This is a genomic window from Paenibacillus turicensis (assembly GCF_050461185.1).
GTDB classification, from domain to species: domain Bacteria; phylum Bacillota; class Bacilli; order Paenibacillales; family Paenibacillaceae; genus Fontibacillus; species Fontibacillus turicensis_A.
In genome coordinates, this window is record NZ_JBCMOR010000012.1 from 103902 (window position 1) to 120720 (window position 16819).

The 16819-nt window shown below is 37.2% G+C and carries 17 protein-coding genes and 5 tRNA genes; 18 read left to right on the forward strand and 4 right to left on the reverse strand.

Features of this window, described 5'->3' with window-relative positions; translation table 11 throughout:
• The first annotated feature begins 172 nt into the window (after positions 1-172).
• From ABE099_RS16605 to ABE099_RS16630, 6 genes are all read left to right on the forward strand, one after another.
• A complete protein-coding gene (locus tag ABE099_RS16605) occupies positions 173-427 on the forward strand; it encodes a hypothetical protein (protein ID WP_430032200.1) in 255 nt (84 codons plus the stop codon).
• A gap of 93 nt (positions 428-520) precedes the next feature.
• Positions 521-596, forward strand: a tRNA-Asn gene (locus ABE099_RS16610).
• A gap of 8 nt (positions 597-604) precedes the next feature.
• Positions 605-693: transfer RNA gene (locus ABE099_RS16615), tRNA-Ser, on the forward strand.
• Between the two features lie 117 nt (positions 694-810).
• Positions 811-1305: an N-acetyltransferase family protein gene (locus ABE099_RS16620; protein ID WP_430032201.1), complete on the forward strand. Its 495-nt coding sequence runs from the start codon at positions 811-813 to the stop codon at positions 1303-1305.
• Positions 1306-1458: 153 nt separating this feature from the next.
• Positions 1459-1530 (forward strand) — tRNA-Glu (locus tag ABE099_RS16625).
• 10 nt (positions 1531-1540) lie between these two features.
• Positions 1541-1623 (forward strand) — tRNA-Leu (locus ABE099_RS16630).
• 155 nt (positions 1624-1778) lie between these two features.
• Here ABE099_RS16630 and ABE099_RS16635 read toward each other — a convergent pair.
• The gene (locus tag ABE099_RS16635; protein ID WP_430032202.1) at positions 1779-2801 is read right to left on the reverse strand and encodes an MBL fold metallo-hydrolase; all 1023 of its coding nucleotides are present in this window, start codon (positions 2799-2801) and stop codon (positions 1779-1781) included.
• Positions 2802-3024: 223 nt separating this feature from the next.
• Between ABE099_RS16635 and ABE099_RS16640 the strand changes: the two genes are divergently transcribed.
• From ABE099_RS16640 to ABE099_RS16665, 6 genes are all read left to right on the forward strand, one after another.
• A complete protein-coding gene (locus ABE099_RS16640; RefSeq protein ID WP_430032203.1) occupies positions 3025-3606 on the forward strand; it encodes a TetR/AcrR family transcriptional regulator in 582 nt (193 codons plus the stop codon).
• A gap of 166 nt (positions 3607-3772) precedes the next feature.
• Complete coding sequence (locus tag ABE099_RS16645; protein WP_430032204.1) at positions 3773-4102, forward strand: AzlD domain-containing protein; 330 nt, start codon at positions 3773-3775, stop codon at positions 4100-4102.
• 5 nt (positions 4103-4107) lie between these two features.
• The gene (locus tag ABE099_RS16650) at positions 4108-4833 is read left to right on the forward strand and encodes an AzlC family ABC transporter permease (RefSeq protein WP_430032205.1); all 726 of its coding nucleotides are present in this window, start codon (positions 4108-4110) and stop codon (positions 4831-4833) included.
• A gap of 128 nt (positions 4834-4961) precedes the next feature.
• Positions 4962-5044, forward strand: a tRNA-Leu gene (locus ABE099_RS16655).
• A 177-nt stretch (positions 5045-5221) separates the two neighbouring features.
• Positions 5222-5470 (forward strand): hypothetical protein, encoded by a 249-nt coding sequence (locus ABE099_RS16660; RefSeq protein WP_430032206.1) that lies wholly within the window; start codon positions 5222-5224, stop codon positions 5468-5470.
• A 391-nt stretch (positions 5471-5861) separates the two neighbouring features.
• Positions 5862-6002 (forward strand): ACT domain-containing protein, encoded by a 141-nt coding sequence (locus ABE099_RS16665; RefSeq protein WP_430032207.1) that lies wholly within the window; start codon positions 5862-5864, stop codon positions 6000-6002.
• A gap of 235 nt (positions 6003-6237) precedes the next feature.
• Here ABE099_RS16665 and ABE099_RS16670 read toward each other — a convergent pair whose 3' ends face one another.
• Both ABE099_RS16670 and ABE099_RS16675 read right to left on the reverse strand, forming a co-directional pair.
• On the reverse strand, positions 6238-6780 hold the full coding sequence (locus ABE099_RS16670) for a PadR family transcriptional regulator (RefSeq protein ID WP_430032208.1): 543 nt from the start codon (positions 6778-6780) through the stop codon (positions 6238-6240).
• Positions 6777-7619, reverse strand: coding sequence for a sialate O-acetylesterase (locus ABE099_RS16675; RefSeq protein ID WP_430032209.1), 843 nt, complete (start codon positions 7617-7619; stop codon positions 6777-6779). Before ABE099_RS16675 ends, ABE099_RS16670 begins: the two co-directional genes overlap by 4 nt.
• A 243-nt stretch (positions 7620-7862) precedes the next feature.
• On the opposite strand from ABE099_RS16675, the gene ABE099_RS16680 reads away from it, so the two are divergent.
• The 3 genes from ABE099_RS16680 to ABE099_RS16690 all read left to right on the forward strand — a co-directional run bounded on the left by ABE099_RS16680 (position 7863) and on the right by ABE099_RS16690 (position 9245).
• Positions 7863-8138, forward strand: a complete 276-nt coding sequence (locus tag ABE099_RS16680; protein WP_210087525.1) for a hypothetical protein — start codon at positions 7863-7865, stop codon at positions 8136-8138.
• A 169-nt stretch (positions 8139-8307) separates the two neighbouring features.
• Positions 8308-8748, forward strand: coding sequence for a hypothetical protein (locus ABE099_RS16685; RefSeq protein WP_430032210.1), 441 nt, complete (start codon positions 8308-8310; stop codon positions 8746-8748).
• Positions 8749-8846: 98 nt separating this feature from the next.
• On the forward strand, positions 8847-9245 hold the full coding sequence (locus ABE099_RS16690; protein ID WP_430032211.1) for a thiol-disulfide oxidoreductase DCC family protein: 399 nt from the start codon (positions 8847-8849) through the stop codon (positions 9243-9245).
• Here the strand turns inward: ABE099_RS16690 and ABE099_RS16695 are convergent.
• Positions 9237-9887 (reverse strand): class I SAM-dependent methyltransferase, encoded by a 651-nt coding sequence (locus ABE099_RS16695; protein ID WP_430032212.1) that lies wholly within the window; start codon positions 9885-9887, stop codon positions 9237-9239. The genes ABE099_RS16690 and ABE099_RS16695 overlap by 9 nt on opposite strands.
• A gap of 191 nt (positions 9888-10078) precedes the next feature.
• Here ABE099_RS16695 and ABE099_RS16700 point away from each other — a divergent pair, with 191 nt between their 5' ends.
• The 3 genes from ABE099_RS16700 to ABE099_RS16710 form a co-directional block, all read left to right on the forward strand.
• Positions 10079-12433 (forward strand): fibronectin type III domain-containing protein, encoded by a 2355-nt coding sequence (locus tag ABE099_RS16700; RefSeq protein ID WP_430032213.1) that lies wholly within the window; start codon positions 10079-10081, stop codon positions 12431-12433.
• A 38-nt stretch (positions 12434-12471) separates the two neighbouring features.
• Positions 12472-13398, forward strand: a complete 927-nt coding sequence (locus ABE099_RS16705; protein WP_430032214.1) for a hypothetical protein — start codon at positions 12472-12474, stop codon at positions 13396-13398.
• A gap of 6 nt (positions 13399-13404) precedes the next feature.
• Positions 13405-16819, forward strand: a 3415-nt coding sequence (locus ABE099_RS16710; RefSeq protein WP_430032215.1) for a DUF6531 domain-containing protein, incomplete at its 3' end; no start/stop codon positions are given.

Consider the following 16819-nt stretch of genomic DNA (forward strand, 5'->3'; position numbering starts at 1 on the left):
GACCTTATTTCCCCCAATTGTTGGAGGTTGCTAATAATTGGGGGGGAAGGCTTGCACATACTATGAGGAAATTTGATATAATAAAGCTGTAGTCTGATTTAATTCACAAGCTAATTGAATACGAAATCAACTATGATTTAAATAAGAATATAATATTAAAGGAGTTGTTCCTATGGCGGTGTCAAAAGCCAAAAAGCAACGGCAAAAACGAGAGCGAGAAGGATATCGAAATCCTGAGCTAAGCCGTAGCCCGTTTGCATTTGTAGATCTAAGAAGTAAGGTAACAAAAACAAAGCAACAGCAATTAAATAAAAATAAACATAAGAACCAAAATCACTTTTACAAGGATGATGGTTCTTTTTGTTTTGCTTATTTCGCGGCAAAATTTATGATGGATAAGTGTAATTCAAGCTTAATTGTAGACTAGTGAAAATTAGTTAAATTTTAGGTGCAGATCTATCTTGACTTTAGTGCACAATCGTGATAAATTAATATTCAACTTGATAATATTTTTTATTGTTCCCTGATAGCTCAGTTGGTAGAGCACTCGACTGTTAATCGAGTTGTCACAGGTTCGAGTCCTGTTCGGGGAGCCATTTCTTTTGGAGAGATACCCAAGTGGCTATAAGGGGACCCTCTGCTAAGGGGTTAGACTGCGTGAGCGGTGCGAGGGTTCGAATCCCTCTCTCTCCGTTGAATACATCGTTATTATAAACTGTTATGTTATCTGTGGATAATGTAGCAGTTTTTATTTATGTGAAGATGTGGTATACATGTAATAAGAAGTCATCTATGAAGAGGGGTATACCCATGCTAATTACTGGAATCGAAGTGCAAGATGCTCCCGCCCTGCTCAATCTCCAATTACAGCTGGACAAAGAAAATAGCTTTATGCTGTATGAGTATGGGGAAAGACCCAAACAAATGTCTATCGTGAAAGAAATGATTGAGCATTTTCATAATACGGGATCATTGTTATTAGCAGCTCGCACTCGTAAGGGGTTAGCCGGATATATTAGTGCAGAACGTGGAAACGCAAATCGTATAAGCCATACCGCTTATGTCGTGATCGGAGTGTTGGACAAGCATCAAAGGCAAGGGGTTGGTGCTGGTTTAATGGAGTATTTATTGAAATGGGCAAAAAGCAGTAAAATTACTAGACTCGAATTGACTGTGATGACGCACAACAAAGCTGCGATTTCCCTTTATGAGAAATTTGGTTTTAAGCAAGAGGGGATTAGAGAAAAAGCCATGCTCGTAGATCGAAAATATGTGGATGAATATTATATGGCGAAGCTTTTATAGGGATTGTAGGATTCTAATGATTATAAAGGCAATTTAAGATTATAAGAGGCGCGTATGACGTGTTATTGAATAAAATAAAAAAAGGTATTGCTACTATTATATTATTTTGATATAATCAATTTTGTTGTCGGCTCAAAAAGTCGACAAAGTTGTGGCCCGTTGGTCAAGCGGTTAAGACACCTCCCTTTCACGGAGGTAACAGGGGTTCGATTCCCCTACGGGTCATCTTATATACGCGGTCGTGGTGGAATGGCAGACACGCTATCTTGAGGGGGTAGTGGGTGTATACCCGTGGAGGTTCGAGTCCTCTCGACCGCATAAGAATACGATATTAAAGCAAAGAACTTAATTATTTAGGTTCTTTGCTTTTTTTGTGTTTTCTATTTTTGCCGATAGACTTGGATGGTGTTAAAAGAAGAAGTTAAATTAAGATGTGAAAGTATTGCCCGAATGCTTATTGTTTTATAAGATAGCTATTCTTTCCAAACACTCATAGGGTCCCATGGCTTGATTTGATTACCATATTTTCCGGTCAAAAAAGCTTTCATGTCTTCTAACTTAGCAGGCACCTCGTTCCAAATTGGAAGGGGTGGCAATCCTCGTTTACTTTTTAACAGGATGTCTACTGTAACATACAAGCGTTCTGGCTGAATCCAATGAAGGAAATGAGAAATATCAATTTGCTTGGTTAGGGACAAGGAATCAATTCCATCATTGTAATGCTTATTGAACTCGCTGATTAGGTTCAGGAGGTAGTCTCTTTGCTCCTTCACGAAGTCTAGGCCGCAGATGGCACCATGTCCTGGAACAACGATTTCAGGTTTAATTTCATCAATAATGCGATCAAGCACTTTAATCCAATTGAGGGTTCCCTCTTCGCTATATGCTGTACAACCATTAAACACGACATCGCCTGCAAACAGCACTTTTTCTTTGGGCATCCACAGCAGTAAGTCACTGTCAGAATGAGCTGGGGCTACGTTGTAAATCATTACTTCTGTATCACCAAGACGGATATTAATATCGTCCTTTATCTCAATATTGGGGAGCACCCATTCTACTCCTTCCAGGTCAAAACCTTCAAATTCAGCAGCAAAAAAACGCTCGCCGGAAGTTGATTCTGTAGAATCCTTCCCTCTTCTAATAACGCTGTCCATCCAGGCGATATTTTCGGTCTGACGCTCTCTGTCCGCTTCCTTGTGCATAATAATGCAAGCATCTTCAAACACTTTGTTCCCCCAAGCATGATCGCTGTTATAGTGCGAGTTCACGACATATGCTGGAGAGCCGCCGTTGCTTATTTCCTTAAAAGCTTCCCGCATTTCCCTTGCATGGAACAAATCAAAGAATGTGTCATACACAAGCCCATCTCCCTTGTTAATGAACCCAGCATTGGCCCAACTGATCCCGCGATATGGGGAAATACCGGCAAAGACATCATCTGCGACTTCAAAAAATTTAACGCGAGGTTTTTGAATAATACGTCCATACTTCATAAAAATACTCCTTTGCATGTCTGTTATTTTGAGTAAGTCATACTGACTATGTCTTTATTATAGAGAATAAAAACAGAAATGCAAGCGTGTACTTGCACGCAATGCTTATGTGCTATATACGCAATCGAGACCGAACAATGGCTATTGCCCTCTGACGAGTCCAGATTACATTCGATAAAACTTGTAGTAGAATAGGATTAACATATTCAAAAGGAGAAATACAATGCAGACTTCAGACAGAATCATTGAAGCCGCAACAAGGCTGATCAAAGAGAAGGGCTATCGGGGAGTGAGCACCAAAGCCATTGCAACGGAAGCTAAAGTGAATGAATCTACGATTTTTCGGCAATTTGGAAGCAAGCAAGGCATATTGGAAGCCATTGTAGAGAGACATTCAGATATCCCGCAATTTGAGAAGCTGTTAAAAGAGGACGCGACCGATAATCCGGAAGTCGATCTGCTGAATGTAAGCCATCAGTACCGTTTGTTTTTTCATAAACATGCAGACATTATTTTGATTGGTATCCGTGACAAAGGAATGCTTCCGGAATTGGATAGAGTGTTAGCTGATCCGCCGGTAAAGTTGCACTCCTTACTGGCTGAATACTTTAAACGCTTGCAGGAGAAAAAAGTTATAGCCATACAGGATGAGCGTCTTGTTGCTATGTCTTTTCTCTCGATGTGCTACGGATTTCAGATGAGCGAGCTGATTCACCAACAATATCAATCCCAACTCGTCACCGAGGAGGAGTTTTACAAGCATAGTGTCTCATTGTTTGTAAAAGGAATTTTGTTGAAGTCTTAACAATTTGGTCTGGCACCCGCATAGGGTGCTTAATTTATGCTCTTAAATGTAACACTTTCTAGTTACATATATAAACTAACTTCCCAAGTCACATTATGTTATAATTCATATTATATACATAGGTATAATTGGAACGTAAAACATAGAGGAATGGATGAGTTTAACGGTGTCTAATTTTTGGATCGTAATTGTCATTGGAATCGGAACCTATCTGATGCGAGCAGGTTCTATTTTGCTAGGAAGTCAGATGCAGTGGTCAGCCAAAACAAAGGAATGGTTATATTATGTCACTCCTGCGGTGCTTGGCGCTTTATTAGGACCACTTTTATTTATGAATGGAAATGAATTTATACCAATTATGCATAATGCAATTTTATGGGGAGCTATTCCCACAATTGTTGTGGCATGGTATTTTCGTAATTTATGGCTGACGATCCTTGCAGGAATCATTAGCTATAGTTGTGTGCAGTATTTGTTTAATTGGTTAGGATGGTGAGTGATTTGAAAAGCTCAAAAGTTGTAGAAGGTTTATCAGGCTTAGCAGGTTTGAAAGACGCGATTCCTGTCATTGTTGCTTACTTTCCACTGGCGATGACCTTTGGTGTGCTTGCTGTTGCAAGTGGATTGTCATCTATTTTGACCATTTTCAGTAGCATATGGATTTACTCGGGTGGGGGTCAATTTATGCTGGTGAGTATGGCGAGCGCGCTTGTAGCTCCAATTACGATGATCGTGACGATTTTATTAGTTAATTTACGTCATGTATTATATGGTACGACATTAGGTCCTTATATGAAGGAATGGAGTGTGAAGGGGAAGCTTATTGCGGCGTTGGGCTTGACGGATGAGGTTTTTGCTTTAATTGCAAGTAAGGTCAGACAAGAAGGGAAGCTTCAGTTTTCATATTATATTTTCTTTGCCATGTCATGTTATGGCTCATGGATTTTAGGGACGATGGCGGGCGTATTGATCGGAAGCTTTGTGCCAACTGAGTTAACCAACATATTAAGCTTTACTTTGCCAGCTTTATTTTTAGCTTTATTATTTATGGGAGAAAAAACGATAGCCTATTTACTGTCCGCAGGTGTTGGTGCTGTGGTAGCAATTCTAATGAACAAAATTGGGTTGGGCAGTATTGGCTTAATTTTAGGGGCTGTGCTTGGTGCAACTAGTGGTTTTATTTATAATCAAAAGAGAAGGCAAACAATAAACAGCAGTCCCAGTTAACAAGCTATCCCCCTAGATTAATTAATGATATTTTGGGTCGATGTCACGCTATACAAGCTACTGAATGCTTATCTTTACTTTTGCTGAACACACATATATAATGTGATTGTTAGTTAAGTTTATAAGCTGCGGTCGTGGTGGAATGGCAGACACGCTATCTTGAGGGGGTAGTGGGTGTATACCCGTGGAGGTTCGAGTCCTCTCGACCGCATAAGAGCAAAGTCCTTGTGTATCAAGGGCTTTTTTGTTGTGGGGACAAACTGACTTTAATTATTAGTTCATAATCTATTTATACTGTGATATATTGGAACAAATTCGAAAACATAGGTAAATTACCTCCTTGGCTAATATAAGTGAGGATCATTTCATTTAGTATAAGGGGTGTATCATGTTAAAAAGTTTGTTCAAAGAAATGCCACTTTGGTTTTGTATCATATGGGTTGTTGCTCTTATTACAGTTCTTTCTGGCCTCTTTTATATGGATTTAATGCTTAATATGCTTGCATTGGGAATCTTTAATATTGCTAATGGAGTTAGGATATGGAGAGATAAACGGCTTTCAGCGATTGCAGTTTTAATTCTAGGTATCGTATGTACGTTAATATTTGTTTTGAATTATTTTAAACTATTTAAATAAATTACGCCTAAATAAGCATGATTTATATCTTTTATTTTATGTTAGAATATGCTTGTATTATTTAATAAGGTTTAGGGAGGAAAGACATGGGGGACATCTTAATTAGACCTTATAAGGCAGCATATTGCACATCGTCCTATTGAATTGGAAGTTTTAGTTGGAAATGAACCAGCTGTTAGATTATATGAATCATTAGGCTTTAAGTTTATAAAGACAATATCAGGCGTAATGCCTGGAAATGAATCGTTTGCGGTAAACGTTTATTGTATGGAATTAAATTAAGTGCCTGCGAGGGCACTTTTTTATATTATTTCAGCTACTTGTCACAACAACATAAAAATTTATATAAAAATTAGGGATTTTGGGGGGATTATTATGGAAATTAAAATGATTGATTCTTTTAGCAGAGAATGAAATAAGTATTTTTGCAATATCAACGTTTAATACTGATTATATTTTAGTGAAAAAGCATAATTTTGAGAAGGCGATTGTATGTCTTGAAGCAGAGGGTTACGACATTTCCAATTCATAGATTTTCTTGCTATTTAAAGGTAGGGGTCATGTTCATACATTGCATTAAATAGAGACCCCTGCTTGGCAGATTCTCGATTTTCAAAGCTTGAAAAACAGATGAAAAATGAGAATAGTCAGACAGGGAATCATGGTTTACCTTAGATTGAAACACCTTTCTTTGTTTATATCGTTGCTAGTCACTTCCATGATATCAAACGAGGAAGGTGTTTTTTGTTATTTCAAGAGAAGAGACTTTATGCAATAGGTCCCGCTATTTCTGCTTTCAATTGTTCAAACCACTCTAAGTTAACGATGTGATGAGAACGGGAATTTTCGTTCATCCGGCGGTAGTAATCAATTGTGCCGGGAAGTTTTTGTGTGTTGGACAGGTACTCATCAAGGAGGGCGATTCGAGCTTTAGTCTGGTCTATTTGCGATTGGATCAGTTCCAGCAATTTGTTTTTGTCGTATTCATTGGCAAAGAGCAGTGCCCCGTAAAATTGAAGGTTCACATATTCCGATTTGGTGCCGTATTTGACCATTAATTTTTCGAATTCAGCCATACCTGATCCGGTAATTTTAAAATTCCGAATCTCACGCCCAGTGGTTGATGAAGGATTCTGCTGAATTTGTTCAATCCAACCTTTTTCTTCAAGTTGCTGCAGATTGTAATAAAACGAGCCTTTCGTGAAGTTTACAATGTATTTGTAATGGCGTTTTTCCATTAAGGCCAATAGTTCATAGCCGTGAGCACCGGGGTTTTGGATAAGTAAGCCAAGGATGAGTAAGGGGATCAAGGCTGCATCACCTTCACCATCTGCGCCTCGAATTCCGCGTACGTGATTTTACCCAAAGCCAAATCCATGCTATGAAGGTATATTTGTTCTGTTTTTGAATAGTCAAGTCTCACTTTAAGCGACTGCTTCTCCCCTGGGATGGGATTAAGGACATGACACTTTCTCGAGAAAGCCTCGAAATAGCGGTAGCCAAATTTGCGTTGAGAAGCTGCATCTAAATGAATGCCATCAGGATTCGGTGTCAAGTCCATAGCCGTTACAAAATAACAATTTTGCTGTTCGTAAGCGAAGTGCAACAATTGTTCATTGACCTGTCGATACTCTATTGCGTGTTGTCCAAAACCGCTTTTCCCAAGGAAATCACCAAGTCCGCCAATAATCAATGGCGCCTCATTAAGATTTAATTCGTTTCTTAGGGTCTCGATGATAAGGGTTAACTTCTCGTAATAAGTTTCATGTAGCGAATGATAACTGTCGCTCTCACCCTGATGCCATAAGATTCCGCAGATTTGACTCGACCGCATGGCAAAACGGGCTTCGGACAAAGCATGCTGAAAAAGGATACCTTCGGGATGCCAGTCATTCAATGAACTGCCCCCTTCTGCACAAGGAATCAAACCAATTTCTTCATCAGGATTGGCTTTCGACCAAGCATCGGCAAAAGACGCCGCAAGGCTTATACCAGAAACTGGACGATCATAATTAATCGGCTCAGTCATCATCTGCCACTGTCCATTCCGGAGCATTTTTATTTTTTCATTATAAATAGGATCGACTTCATGCAAGAACCCACGGCCTGCCATATTAGATTGACCTAACATTAAAAAAGATTTTATCATTTAATCCTCATTCCTTTACATCAACAAAGTGGTCCAATTAGAATAAAAACATTCTATAGTCTAATTAGACTATTGTCAATTATATTATATTAGTTGGAAAATTTCTTTCATATGATTAAACCTAAAGATTAATGTTAAATATATACAATAAATGGTGAATTGATCCAAGTTGACATGAGTACAAAAATTATTTAATATGTCTAAGTACTAAAAGGAACGAAATTTGATGATATGGGTGATGAGATGTCTTACAGACCGAGTGTTGAGAATGTAACCATGGCCGGAAGCAACGAAAAAGACGGATTGTACGAATTTATTGTAAAAATGGTGGATGGTACAGAGTGCCGTATGTTTTATGATCGTTATCCGAATTGGAAAATTACTAGTATCAGCCGCTTGCAAAAGAAACCTTGTCCGGTCTGCCGCAAAGATTTTATCTGCCAATGTATGGACAGTTTTGCTAGTGTCATTCACAACCAGCTGGAAGAAAATCAATGGTTTGACAAAGCGCTTAGCTAAGCGTATTGACTATAAAGAGACCTTCAAACTAACTTTAGTTTGGATGTCTCTTTTTCTATTTTCTAATAAAGGTAATGCACTCCATTTGTAGAACTATTCTAAAGAGGACATATTTATAATCGAACATAGTTGTATTCGTACTAGAAGGGAAGTGGGAAGTGTGTTACCTTTGAATTTTACATTACAAGAAGCTAAAACATTTTCTGAAGCAGGTTGCATTGAGGAATGGGTACATCTTTTTTTGAAAACGTCAGGTAATAATATTTCTTTTTCCGATGGATTAAAGCTACAAAAAAGGTATTGGCGTGGTCCAATCCAGTTACCTTTAGGTATGCTCCAAAGATGCTGTGGCCCTGAAGAAGGCATGACGTACCATAATCCTTTAGAAGAGTGGGAATTACGTGTAGGAAAGCTATCTGGACTGCTACAAGAGGGATGGCAATACCCACCGTTAATTGCTCAACATACTGAAGGGAAGCTTATTATTAATGACGGAAATGGCAGACATGAGGCATTAAAAAGACTTCAGCACACAAGTTGCTGGGTTATTTTATGGGATAGTGACAATCTAAACAATCTAAATAGGCTCAACACAGAAATCGGTTCTTAACAATCTATAAAGTAAGGGGCTAAGTAGCAGGGAGTGTGTTAGCCTCTAAATAAGTATTTTTTTAAATAGAGCTTAAATAATAGGGAAGGGTGAAGACAGTGGAAAATAAAATTGTTTTATTTGATGGGGTTTGTCATTTATGTCAATGGTCTATACAATTTATTATTTCCCATGACCCACAGGGGGATTTTCACTTTGCTTCCCTTCAATCAGAGATCGGTAAGGAGTTGCTAAAAAGTAATGGTCTGAGTGAAAACTATGTTAGCAGTGTTATACTTATCGAAAATGGACGTATTTACACAAGTTCTACGGCAGCCTTGCGTATTGCTAAGCAGTTAACTTTTCCATGGCGATTACTGTATGGATTTATAATTGTGCCAAGGTTTATACGAGAACCTATATATAATTATATTGCAAAAAACCGTTACCGTTGGTTTGGTAAGGATGATGTATGCTTTATGCCAACTCAAGAATTAAAATCTCGTTTTTTAGATTGATGATAGATCATTGTCTGTTTTTTGAACTACAATATATCTCAAAATATACTCTTTAAATTGTTGGTCGTTATAACTCAAAACTTCTGTGGTAGCGCCAAGCTCAATCACTATAAATTTACTGAAATGAGACAATAAATCTTCTTCAGTAAAAAAATGCGCATATTTCCCCGCTACATATTCATATGTACCCTCTTCAATTCTTTTCCCAACCCCATTGTGCTGATCTTCATTAGAAAAGCAAGTGAAATACATTATTCCAGAAAAGCTTAGATGGTTATAACAGTTTTGAATTAATTTAGCCCTATCTTGCTCTAGAAATAAATGCAATACATCAAAGCAAAAGATCGCATCATATTTTTTGTTTTGAAGAGGTGCTTCATCTAATACTGAACCTTGGATAAAGGTACTTTTAGGGTCCCATTGTGCAGCTAAATCAATAGCACTTTGTGAAATATCAATCCCTTCTACTGAGAACGAGGAAGACAAAGCTTTTGTATTTCGCCCATAACCAGAACCGGGCACCAGCACTTGCTTAACGTCGTTATTTTTGAAAATTTCTGTAGCATGGTAAACGGTGTTACTTGGGCTTTCTCCCCAGATCATTCCTTCATTTGTGAATCTGTTTTCCCAATATGAACTCATACACAGGCTCCCTTTTATTTAGTGGTTATCCATTAATATACATAAAATCTAAAATGAAGATAATTATAATGTGACAATAATAAAAACAATTCAATATTCGACAGAATAATACATTTAATTACAAAATATCCCTCTTCCCTTTTTTATATATGCTGATAGTATGGAAACATTATGTAGAAAGGGTGATTATTATGCAATCATTTAATAAGAGATTGATATTTTTAATGATTTTAGTATTAACCTTGTTTCAAACTACTCCATCAACAGCAACATTTGCAAAACCTGATGAAAACAGTACTAAGAAAGAAGAACCACAAACTGTTATTAAAACTCAGACTAACGATGAAGAGATTTCTTTAACTGGGAACAATCAAGATCAAGTTGTTCTGTTACCTGCTCCTTCAGGATTTCATTCAACTGAGTACACTAATTCTACAGTTCAATTGGGATGGACAACACCAGTTGATTATGTTGCTACTTCTTATGAAATTTACATGAATGATTCAATATATGCAACTATTGAAGGAGGGAAAGATTCATACATTGCCACTTCGTTAGATGCAGATGCAACATACCGTTTTAAAATTAGAGCAAAGGAATCGGATGGTACCTATTCTAGCTTTAGTGAAGTTTTAACAGTGACCACAAAATTAGATAAAGATACTTCACAATCTAATTTTAAGATCAAGCCTGAAACTACTTCTGACACCACTGCTACAATTTCATGGTCCCATCCTGATAAGTCTTCTGATATTAAACTAAAGGTTTACGAGATATATGTAAACGATACCATCATCGATACTGTTCCAAACACAACCACAGCTTATACCTTAACTAAGCTATCTCCTGCGACTACATATTCTATTAAAGTTAGAGCTGTAAATGAGGATGATTCCTCAGAGAATAGTAACACGATCCAGATGACAACCACATCTGGGGTTAAGGTAATTGAATTTACTAACTCTGGAAATGAAACTCACTCTGGAAAAAAGATTGATTTAATTGAAAATTCGAGTTCAAGTGCTGGCACATATATGAAATACAGTAGTGATGAAGTAGGGGATTGGTATGCGATTCCTTTTGATGCTGAACAAGGAAACTATCAGATTGATTTGCAAGTGCTGAAGGGGCCAAATATGGGGATTGCTCAGGTTTTAATTGATGATCATCCTGTTGAAAGCACTATAGATCTTTATAGTAGCGATGAAGAGGTAACAAAAATAGCATTAGGTCGATTTACTTTAGATGGGGATGTAAACCATACACTTCGGTTAAATGTAGTTGATAAAAATGCTGAAAGTACTGGATATGCACTTGGTTTAGATGCATTTTATTTAACTCGTTCACAAAAAACTTCATTGCCCTCTGCTCCTATGAACCTTAATTCTGTAATTCAATCGGATACAGCTATTAATTTGCAATGGGATAAGGCAAAGGATAATGAACACGTAGAAACATACGAAATTTATACAGATAAAAAATTATTAGTAAGTGTTTCTGGGGATAAAAACTTTTATATCGTAAAGGATCTTATACCAGGAACTGATTATACCTTCAAAATCCGTGCTTTAAATGAACAAGGACTAGCTTCTGAGTTTAGCGATGCAATTGTTGTCTCAACATTGTCTGGAAAACAGATTATTGAATTTGAAGGTTTGTCTATAGACAGTGTGAATTCTGGCAAAGATATGAGTTTGGTTGAAGATTACAAGGCAAGTGCTGGACAGAGAGTAGACTATGAGGCTCTTGAGATCGGTGATTTTATTGAGTTTCCTTTTGTAACTGAAAAGGGAGTCTATCAGACGGATTTAAGAATACATCAAACTGAGAAAAGCGCTATTGTTGCTGTGAGTGTAGATGGGGTATCTGTTAACGATAAATTGGATCTGTTCCATGCAGACTCTAATTTTATAGACATCTCTCTTGGATCACTCAATCTTAGTAAACAAAAGCATGTCATTCGCTTTGAAGTGGTCGGGAAAAATGAGAATAGTACTGGTTACGGAATTTCTATCGACGCATTATATTTAACAACATCAGCGGTGAAGGATACTTTTGAGCCAAACGAAACGATAGAACAAGCAGTCTTGTTAGAAAGTGGAAAATTATATGAATCATATATCTCCTCGTCTACAGATGTTGATTATTACAAATTTGTAGCACCTAAAGAAGACACGTATTTTTTCACTCTTCATTCTCCTGAGGATAGCCTATTTAAACAGGAATTTCTAAAACCCGATGCAAGTCTAATTTCAGTCAAACAGTTGATTGACGGGTTAGATGCGGATGCTGGAATCTATCTAGCTGCCAATACGACAATTATTATTAAAATCAGCTCAGAGAAAAATGAATTTAGCTTGAATCCGTATCAAATTCGCATTACTGCATCACCTATTAAACAATACACGTATGATGATGCGAATCGCTTAACACATATTGAATACGAGCAAGGCTTATACCACTATGAAATTCAATTTGATTACGATAACAATGGAAACCTTCTTAAGAAGAAGACGATAAAAACCGCGCAATCTGATAATGAGTAGTTGCCAAAAACCATATTAAATTAATGGAGATGTTTTTAGTGAAAAATAAAAGAAAAGATAAATTTCAATTGTCAAAAAGATGGATTTCAATTTCTCTATGTTTAGGTTTAGTGGGTTCCCTTGTTACTCCTGGGGTATTTAGCTTTGCAGAGGAAGTTGTAAGCAATGTTAATGAAGCTCTTTCAAAAGGCCCTTCGAGTGAAAATGTAATTCAAGTACCAAATGAAAAACCCAATCTATCTGTAAAATTGAATCAGGAGTTAGATGCGTTTAAAGGGCTGGATTCAAGTGAACAAGTAGTACATGAAAGCGAAGAAATTGTCCCTAAAATTAATCAAGCAGCTTCAAAATCATTACAAGTAGATGTACAACCTAAGGATGTTTTTCGATTATCAAAAGAGCAGTTGGAAGAATTAATGAGCAAAGGTTATTCTGTGGAAGATTTGTACAAATTAGATGAACTTGCTAATTCACTTTATGTCGAACCCCTTGCTTTAATAGAGAAAAAGGAAAAAGAAAAGCTCTCATGGGAGGAGCTTGAACAAAAGGTAGCTTTAGAGCTAGAGGCAACGCAATTAGCTGAGCTATCTAAAAACTATCCAAAGCCTTATGAGCAGTTGAAAAAAGAGAAATCGTTGAGTGATAGAGAACGACTTTCACTTCTTGTTGCCTTTGATATGGGGAAAGGGACAATGACTGAACTCATTGCCGCTTACAAAACCGGGGGAGAAAAAGGTGTAGTGAATTATGATTCAAAGCTAAAGCTTCAAAATAAAACAAATCGTAGTTCTATTTCCTCCTTCTCTGCTAAATCTTCTTCTAATAGTCAGGTAACTCTGGATGCAGATGTACTAGAAAAAATAAAAGAGATTTCTAAAAAATCAGGAATTTCAGAAGAAAAGCTGATCCAGCAGTTTAAGGACGCTAAAGAGGCCAGCAAGCAAGTATTGAGCGGGAAGGAATGAGCATAAATGAGAAAATTCAAAAGCTTTTTTCATAATCTATTATTTTCTATTTTAGTATTTATGATTGGTGTGACCGCAGGTGCGCCTAACGCTCACGCACAAATTGATAATAAACAGCTAGAAAAGGTGCTAAATGGTTTAATCACACCTAAACTCGTAAATGAATCTAATAAACCTTCCCTTTCAGATCGCAGTCAAGTTTCAGAAACGGTTGATCCTGCTTCAGGGACATTAACTTTATCTGAGACAGACCTAGCACTTCCAGGTAAAGACGGGCTTGATTTGGTATTAGGAAGACTTTATAATTCCAGCCAAGCGGAGATTGGAAGTAAGCGTGTCACTGTAACAACGGGGTCATCCTATCAAGTAGGTTCAGGGGCAGCTTATTACCTTACCTTGATGTATTGGGATAAAAAGAGCAATACGTGGGGGACCTATTTCCCGGGGCAGTATAGTGATCAAGTATCCGCATACAATGCTGCTCAGCATTATATTACCAATCAACCAGATACCAATCGCAATTATATTGACTACAACATAGAATACAAATCTGTGCAATATGTCCAAGATTACTATACAACAACAACAAAGATATTCCCAGATGAGAACTCTTATGCTCGTTCTAGATATGATCTAGGTAGTGGTTGGTCAATGGCTTTCCCATCGTTAGAGATCGATAGTGGTTATATTCATTATCATGATGGTGCAGGTGCAGCTTATGTTGTGAAATTTAATTCAAGCAACAAAGGTCTGTTAGAAGACTACCCACGTAATGATGTCGAGCTTCTTAGGGATGCTACTTACTCTAATGGACAAATGACCTCAGCTTATGTATTTGTAGACCAAAGCAAAAAGAAAACGTATTTTGGAAATGATGGTCGCCTGCTTGGTATAAAGGATCGTTATGGCAATGAAATTAAATTCACACATACTAATCGTTTAATGAATGGAAAAACGTATCCAGTGATTTCAAAGATTGTAGATTCCATTGGGCGTAATGTTGACTTTGCATATGAAACTAATTTAAGTAATCCAAATTTTGAAGCTCAAAATATGACTGAAAAAATCACAATTACAGTGAGTCATCCTTCATCATCAGAAAAGAAGAAAATTGTATATGCAAAAAAACGAGAGCAAGTGAGTATTTTTGAGAATGGCACTTTAAGTGGTAAAAGATACGAGCCTTATCTTTTTAGTGTTACAGATCTAAAGGGTTATAGCACATTTTATGAATATTACCTTGCATCTGAAAAGTTTGATGCTCAAGGGAAGGGACTAACCAATTCGGCTGGAACAGCGGTGTATTTGTTGCAATACGCGATGTACCCACACTCTTCTTCATTTTATGAGTATAAAGTAATTACGAGAAACTGGGGTGGACAAGGAGCTTACCAAGCCTTCCAGATTACAAAGCGTTTTGATGCGCTGAATAAGTATAAATATGATACGGCTAATCCAAGCATTTATGCAGAAGGTCCTAATCATCAAATGGAGTATACCTATTTTGGTGACATTAGTGGTTATCCTACTTATTATGCTGAGGAATCTATTCCAGAAGGCTATCGTTTTGGTTCAGAATCAACAAATTTAGATGGATTAAAGACGAAGTATACATTTGATGGAAAGAAAAGGATGCTCTCGACAGAACAGACGGCAACGAATGGGGAGAAGGTTACTGAAACCATTCAGTCTTACGATACCACCTATAAATACAAGCCAACTAAAGTGGAGTCGAAAGTTACAAGTGGCAGTCGGGAAAACAAGCTTTATCAAACCTTTGCTTATTATCCGTGGGGGGACCTAAAGAGTCAGACTAATCCTCTAACTGCAGCACAATTGGCTAATTCAGAGCAGGTAAAGCAACATACAACAACATACGAATATGAGTCGAACTTTAAACTTCTGTCAAGGCAACAGTATTATCAATCAGCGTCTGTGCCATTAACAGAGCAATATACGTATGATGCACAAGGCAGACTTAAAACATCTCAAAATGCGAATGGTGAAATAATTACTCGTAACTTTACTCAAGCCTCAGATGGACGAACAGAGGAGGTTCTTGTTCAGCTTGAAAATGGGAAGACAGCTAAAACAGTGTCACATTATAGCCAGGCTGGTTCATATCAGCTACTTCCAACTGAAGTTAAAACATATTATACAGATAACTGGGGTAAATTGACTGAAACTTCAGTAAAACGTACTTATGACGTTTTGTTAGGAACGATGTCTAGTGAGACAAATGCTGACAATAAAACAACACAATATCAATATGACGTATATGGTCGGTTGTTAAAAACGATTTATCCTGTAATTAACAATCAGAATGGTGAACGATATCAGCGTGAGGATGTAAATCAATATTTTGATCAAATTGTAGAGAATAGTGCGGATTATTTTGATAATGTAAATAAATATTTGATCACTTCACGTATTGACTCCTATACGAAAACTACAAGAGTCAGCGATGGTGGAGCCAACTATGATAATATCAAGCATGAATTTTATGATGGCTTTGGTAATGCAGTTCTATTGGGACAATTGAATAATGTCAAAAATGAGGAGCTAATCCTACAGCAATATCATTATGACCTTGATGGACGTCCTACTTATGTTGTGGATACGGGTGGTAATGTATCAACTGCAAGTTATGATGCTTGGGGAAGAAATGTTGAGTCTGTTGACCCTTATGGCAACATATATCGTAATGAAGAAGATATTATTGATCGAAAAAATACTTCATATATGGTAGCTGCAAAGGATGTTTCTGCTTTCCGCACTAGTGCCCAAGATAGCTTGAAACGTAAAATGGTAGAATCCTTCTCAGATCAATGGGGAAGACAAACTATGCTTAGAGCTTATCCAAATTGGCCTAATCGTTCTGGTGCAACGATTCAGGAAGAATTTACGTATGATGGTCTAGGGAATGTGCTTACCTATACTAATCCAAATCGAGATGTGACTAAATACCAATACGATAAATTAAATCGACTGGTTGCAGTTACAGATGCCTTAAATCAGACAACCTCTTATGGCTATGATAAGTTAGGCAACATGTTGACAACAACCCAAAGCGAAGATGCGAAAAGCTGGACAAAATCTAAAGGTTATGATGAGTCTGGTTTTCTAACGAGTAGTACAGATACAGGTGGTAATCAAGAAAAGCTTACCCGTAATCAATTAGGTCAAGTAGCTGTCAAGACTGATCCAAATAATAACATAAGTAATTATATATATGATGAACTAGGCCGAGGTATTTTTAAAGTATCAGTGACAGGCTCTACAGTTCTAAAAAATGTTTATCAATTTAAAGGATTTGGTCCTTCACGTAAAGAAGAACTGCGTAATGGATCAAACTATATGACTGTTTATAATGACTATAATATTTATGGAGCACAAACTTATAAAGCCACATTATACGATG

Excerpts from the sequence above, each read along its gene's own strand:
- ABE099_RS16605 (WP_430032200.1), top strand. The coding sequence starts at position 173 with ATGGCGGTGTCAAAAGCCAAAAAGCAACGGCAAAAACGAGAGCGAGAA.
- ABE099_RS16620 (WP_430032201.1), top strand. The coding sequence starts at position 811 with ATGCTAATTACTGGAATCGAAGTGCAAGATGCTCCCGCCCTGCTCAAT.
- ABE099_RS16635 (WP_430032202.1), bottom strand. The coding sequence starts at position 2,801 with ATGAAGTATGGACGTATTATTCAAAAACCTCGCGTTAAATTTTTTGAA.
- ABE099_RS16640 (WP_430032203.1), top strand. The coding sequence starts at position 3,025 with ATGCAGACTTCAGACAGAATCATTGAAGCCGCAACAAGGCTGATCAAA.
- ABE099_RS16660 (WP_430032206.1), top strand. The coding sequence starts at position 5,222 with ATGTTAAAAAGTTTGTTCAAAGAAATGCCACTTTGGTTTTGTATCATA.
- ABE099_RS16675 (WP_430032209.1), bottom strand. The coding sequence starts at position 7,619 with ATGATAAAATCTTTTTTAATGTTAGGTCAATCTAATATGGCAGGCCGT.
- ABE099_RS16680 (WP_210087525.1), top strand. The coding sequence starts at position 7,863 with ATGTCTTACAGACCGAGTGTTGAGAATGTAACCATGGCCGGAAGCAAC.
- ABE099_RS16695 (WP_430032212.1), bottom strand. The coding sequence starts at position 9,887 with ATGAGTTCATATTGGGAAAACAGATTCACAAATGAAGGAATGATCTGG.
- ABE099_RS16700 (WP_430032213.1), top strand. The coding sequence starts at position 10,079 with ATGCAATCATTTAATAAGAGATTGATATTTTTAATGATTTTAGTATTA.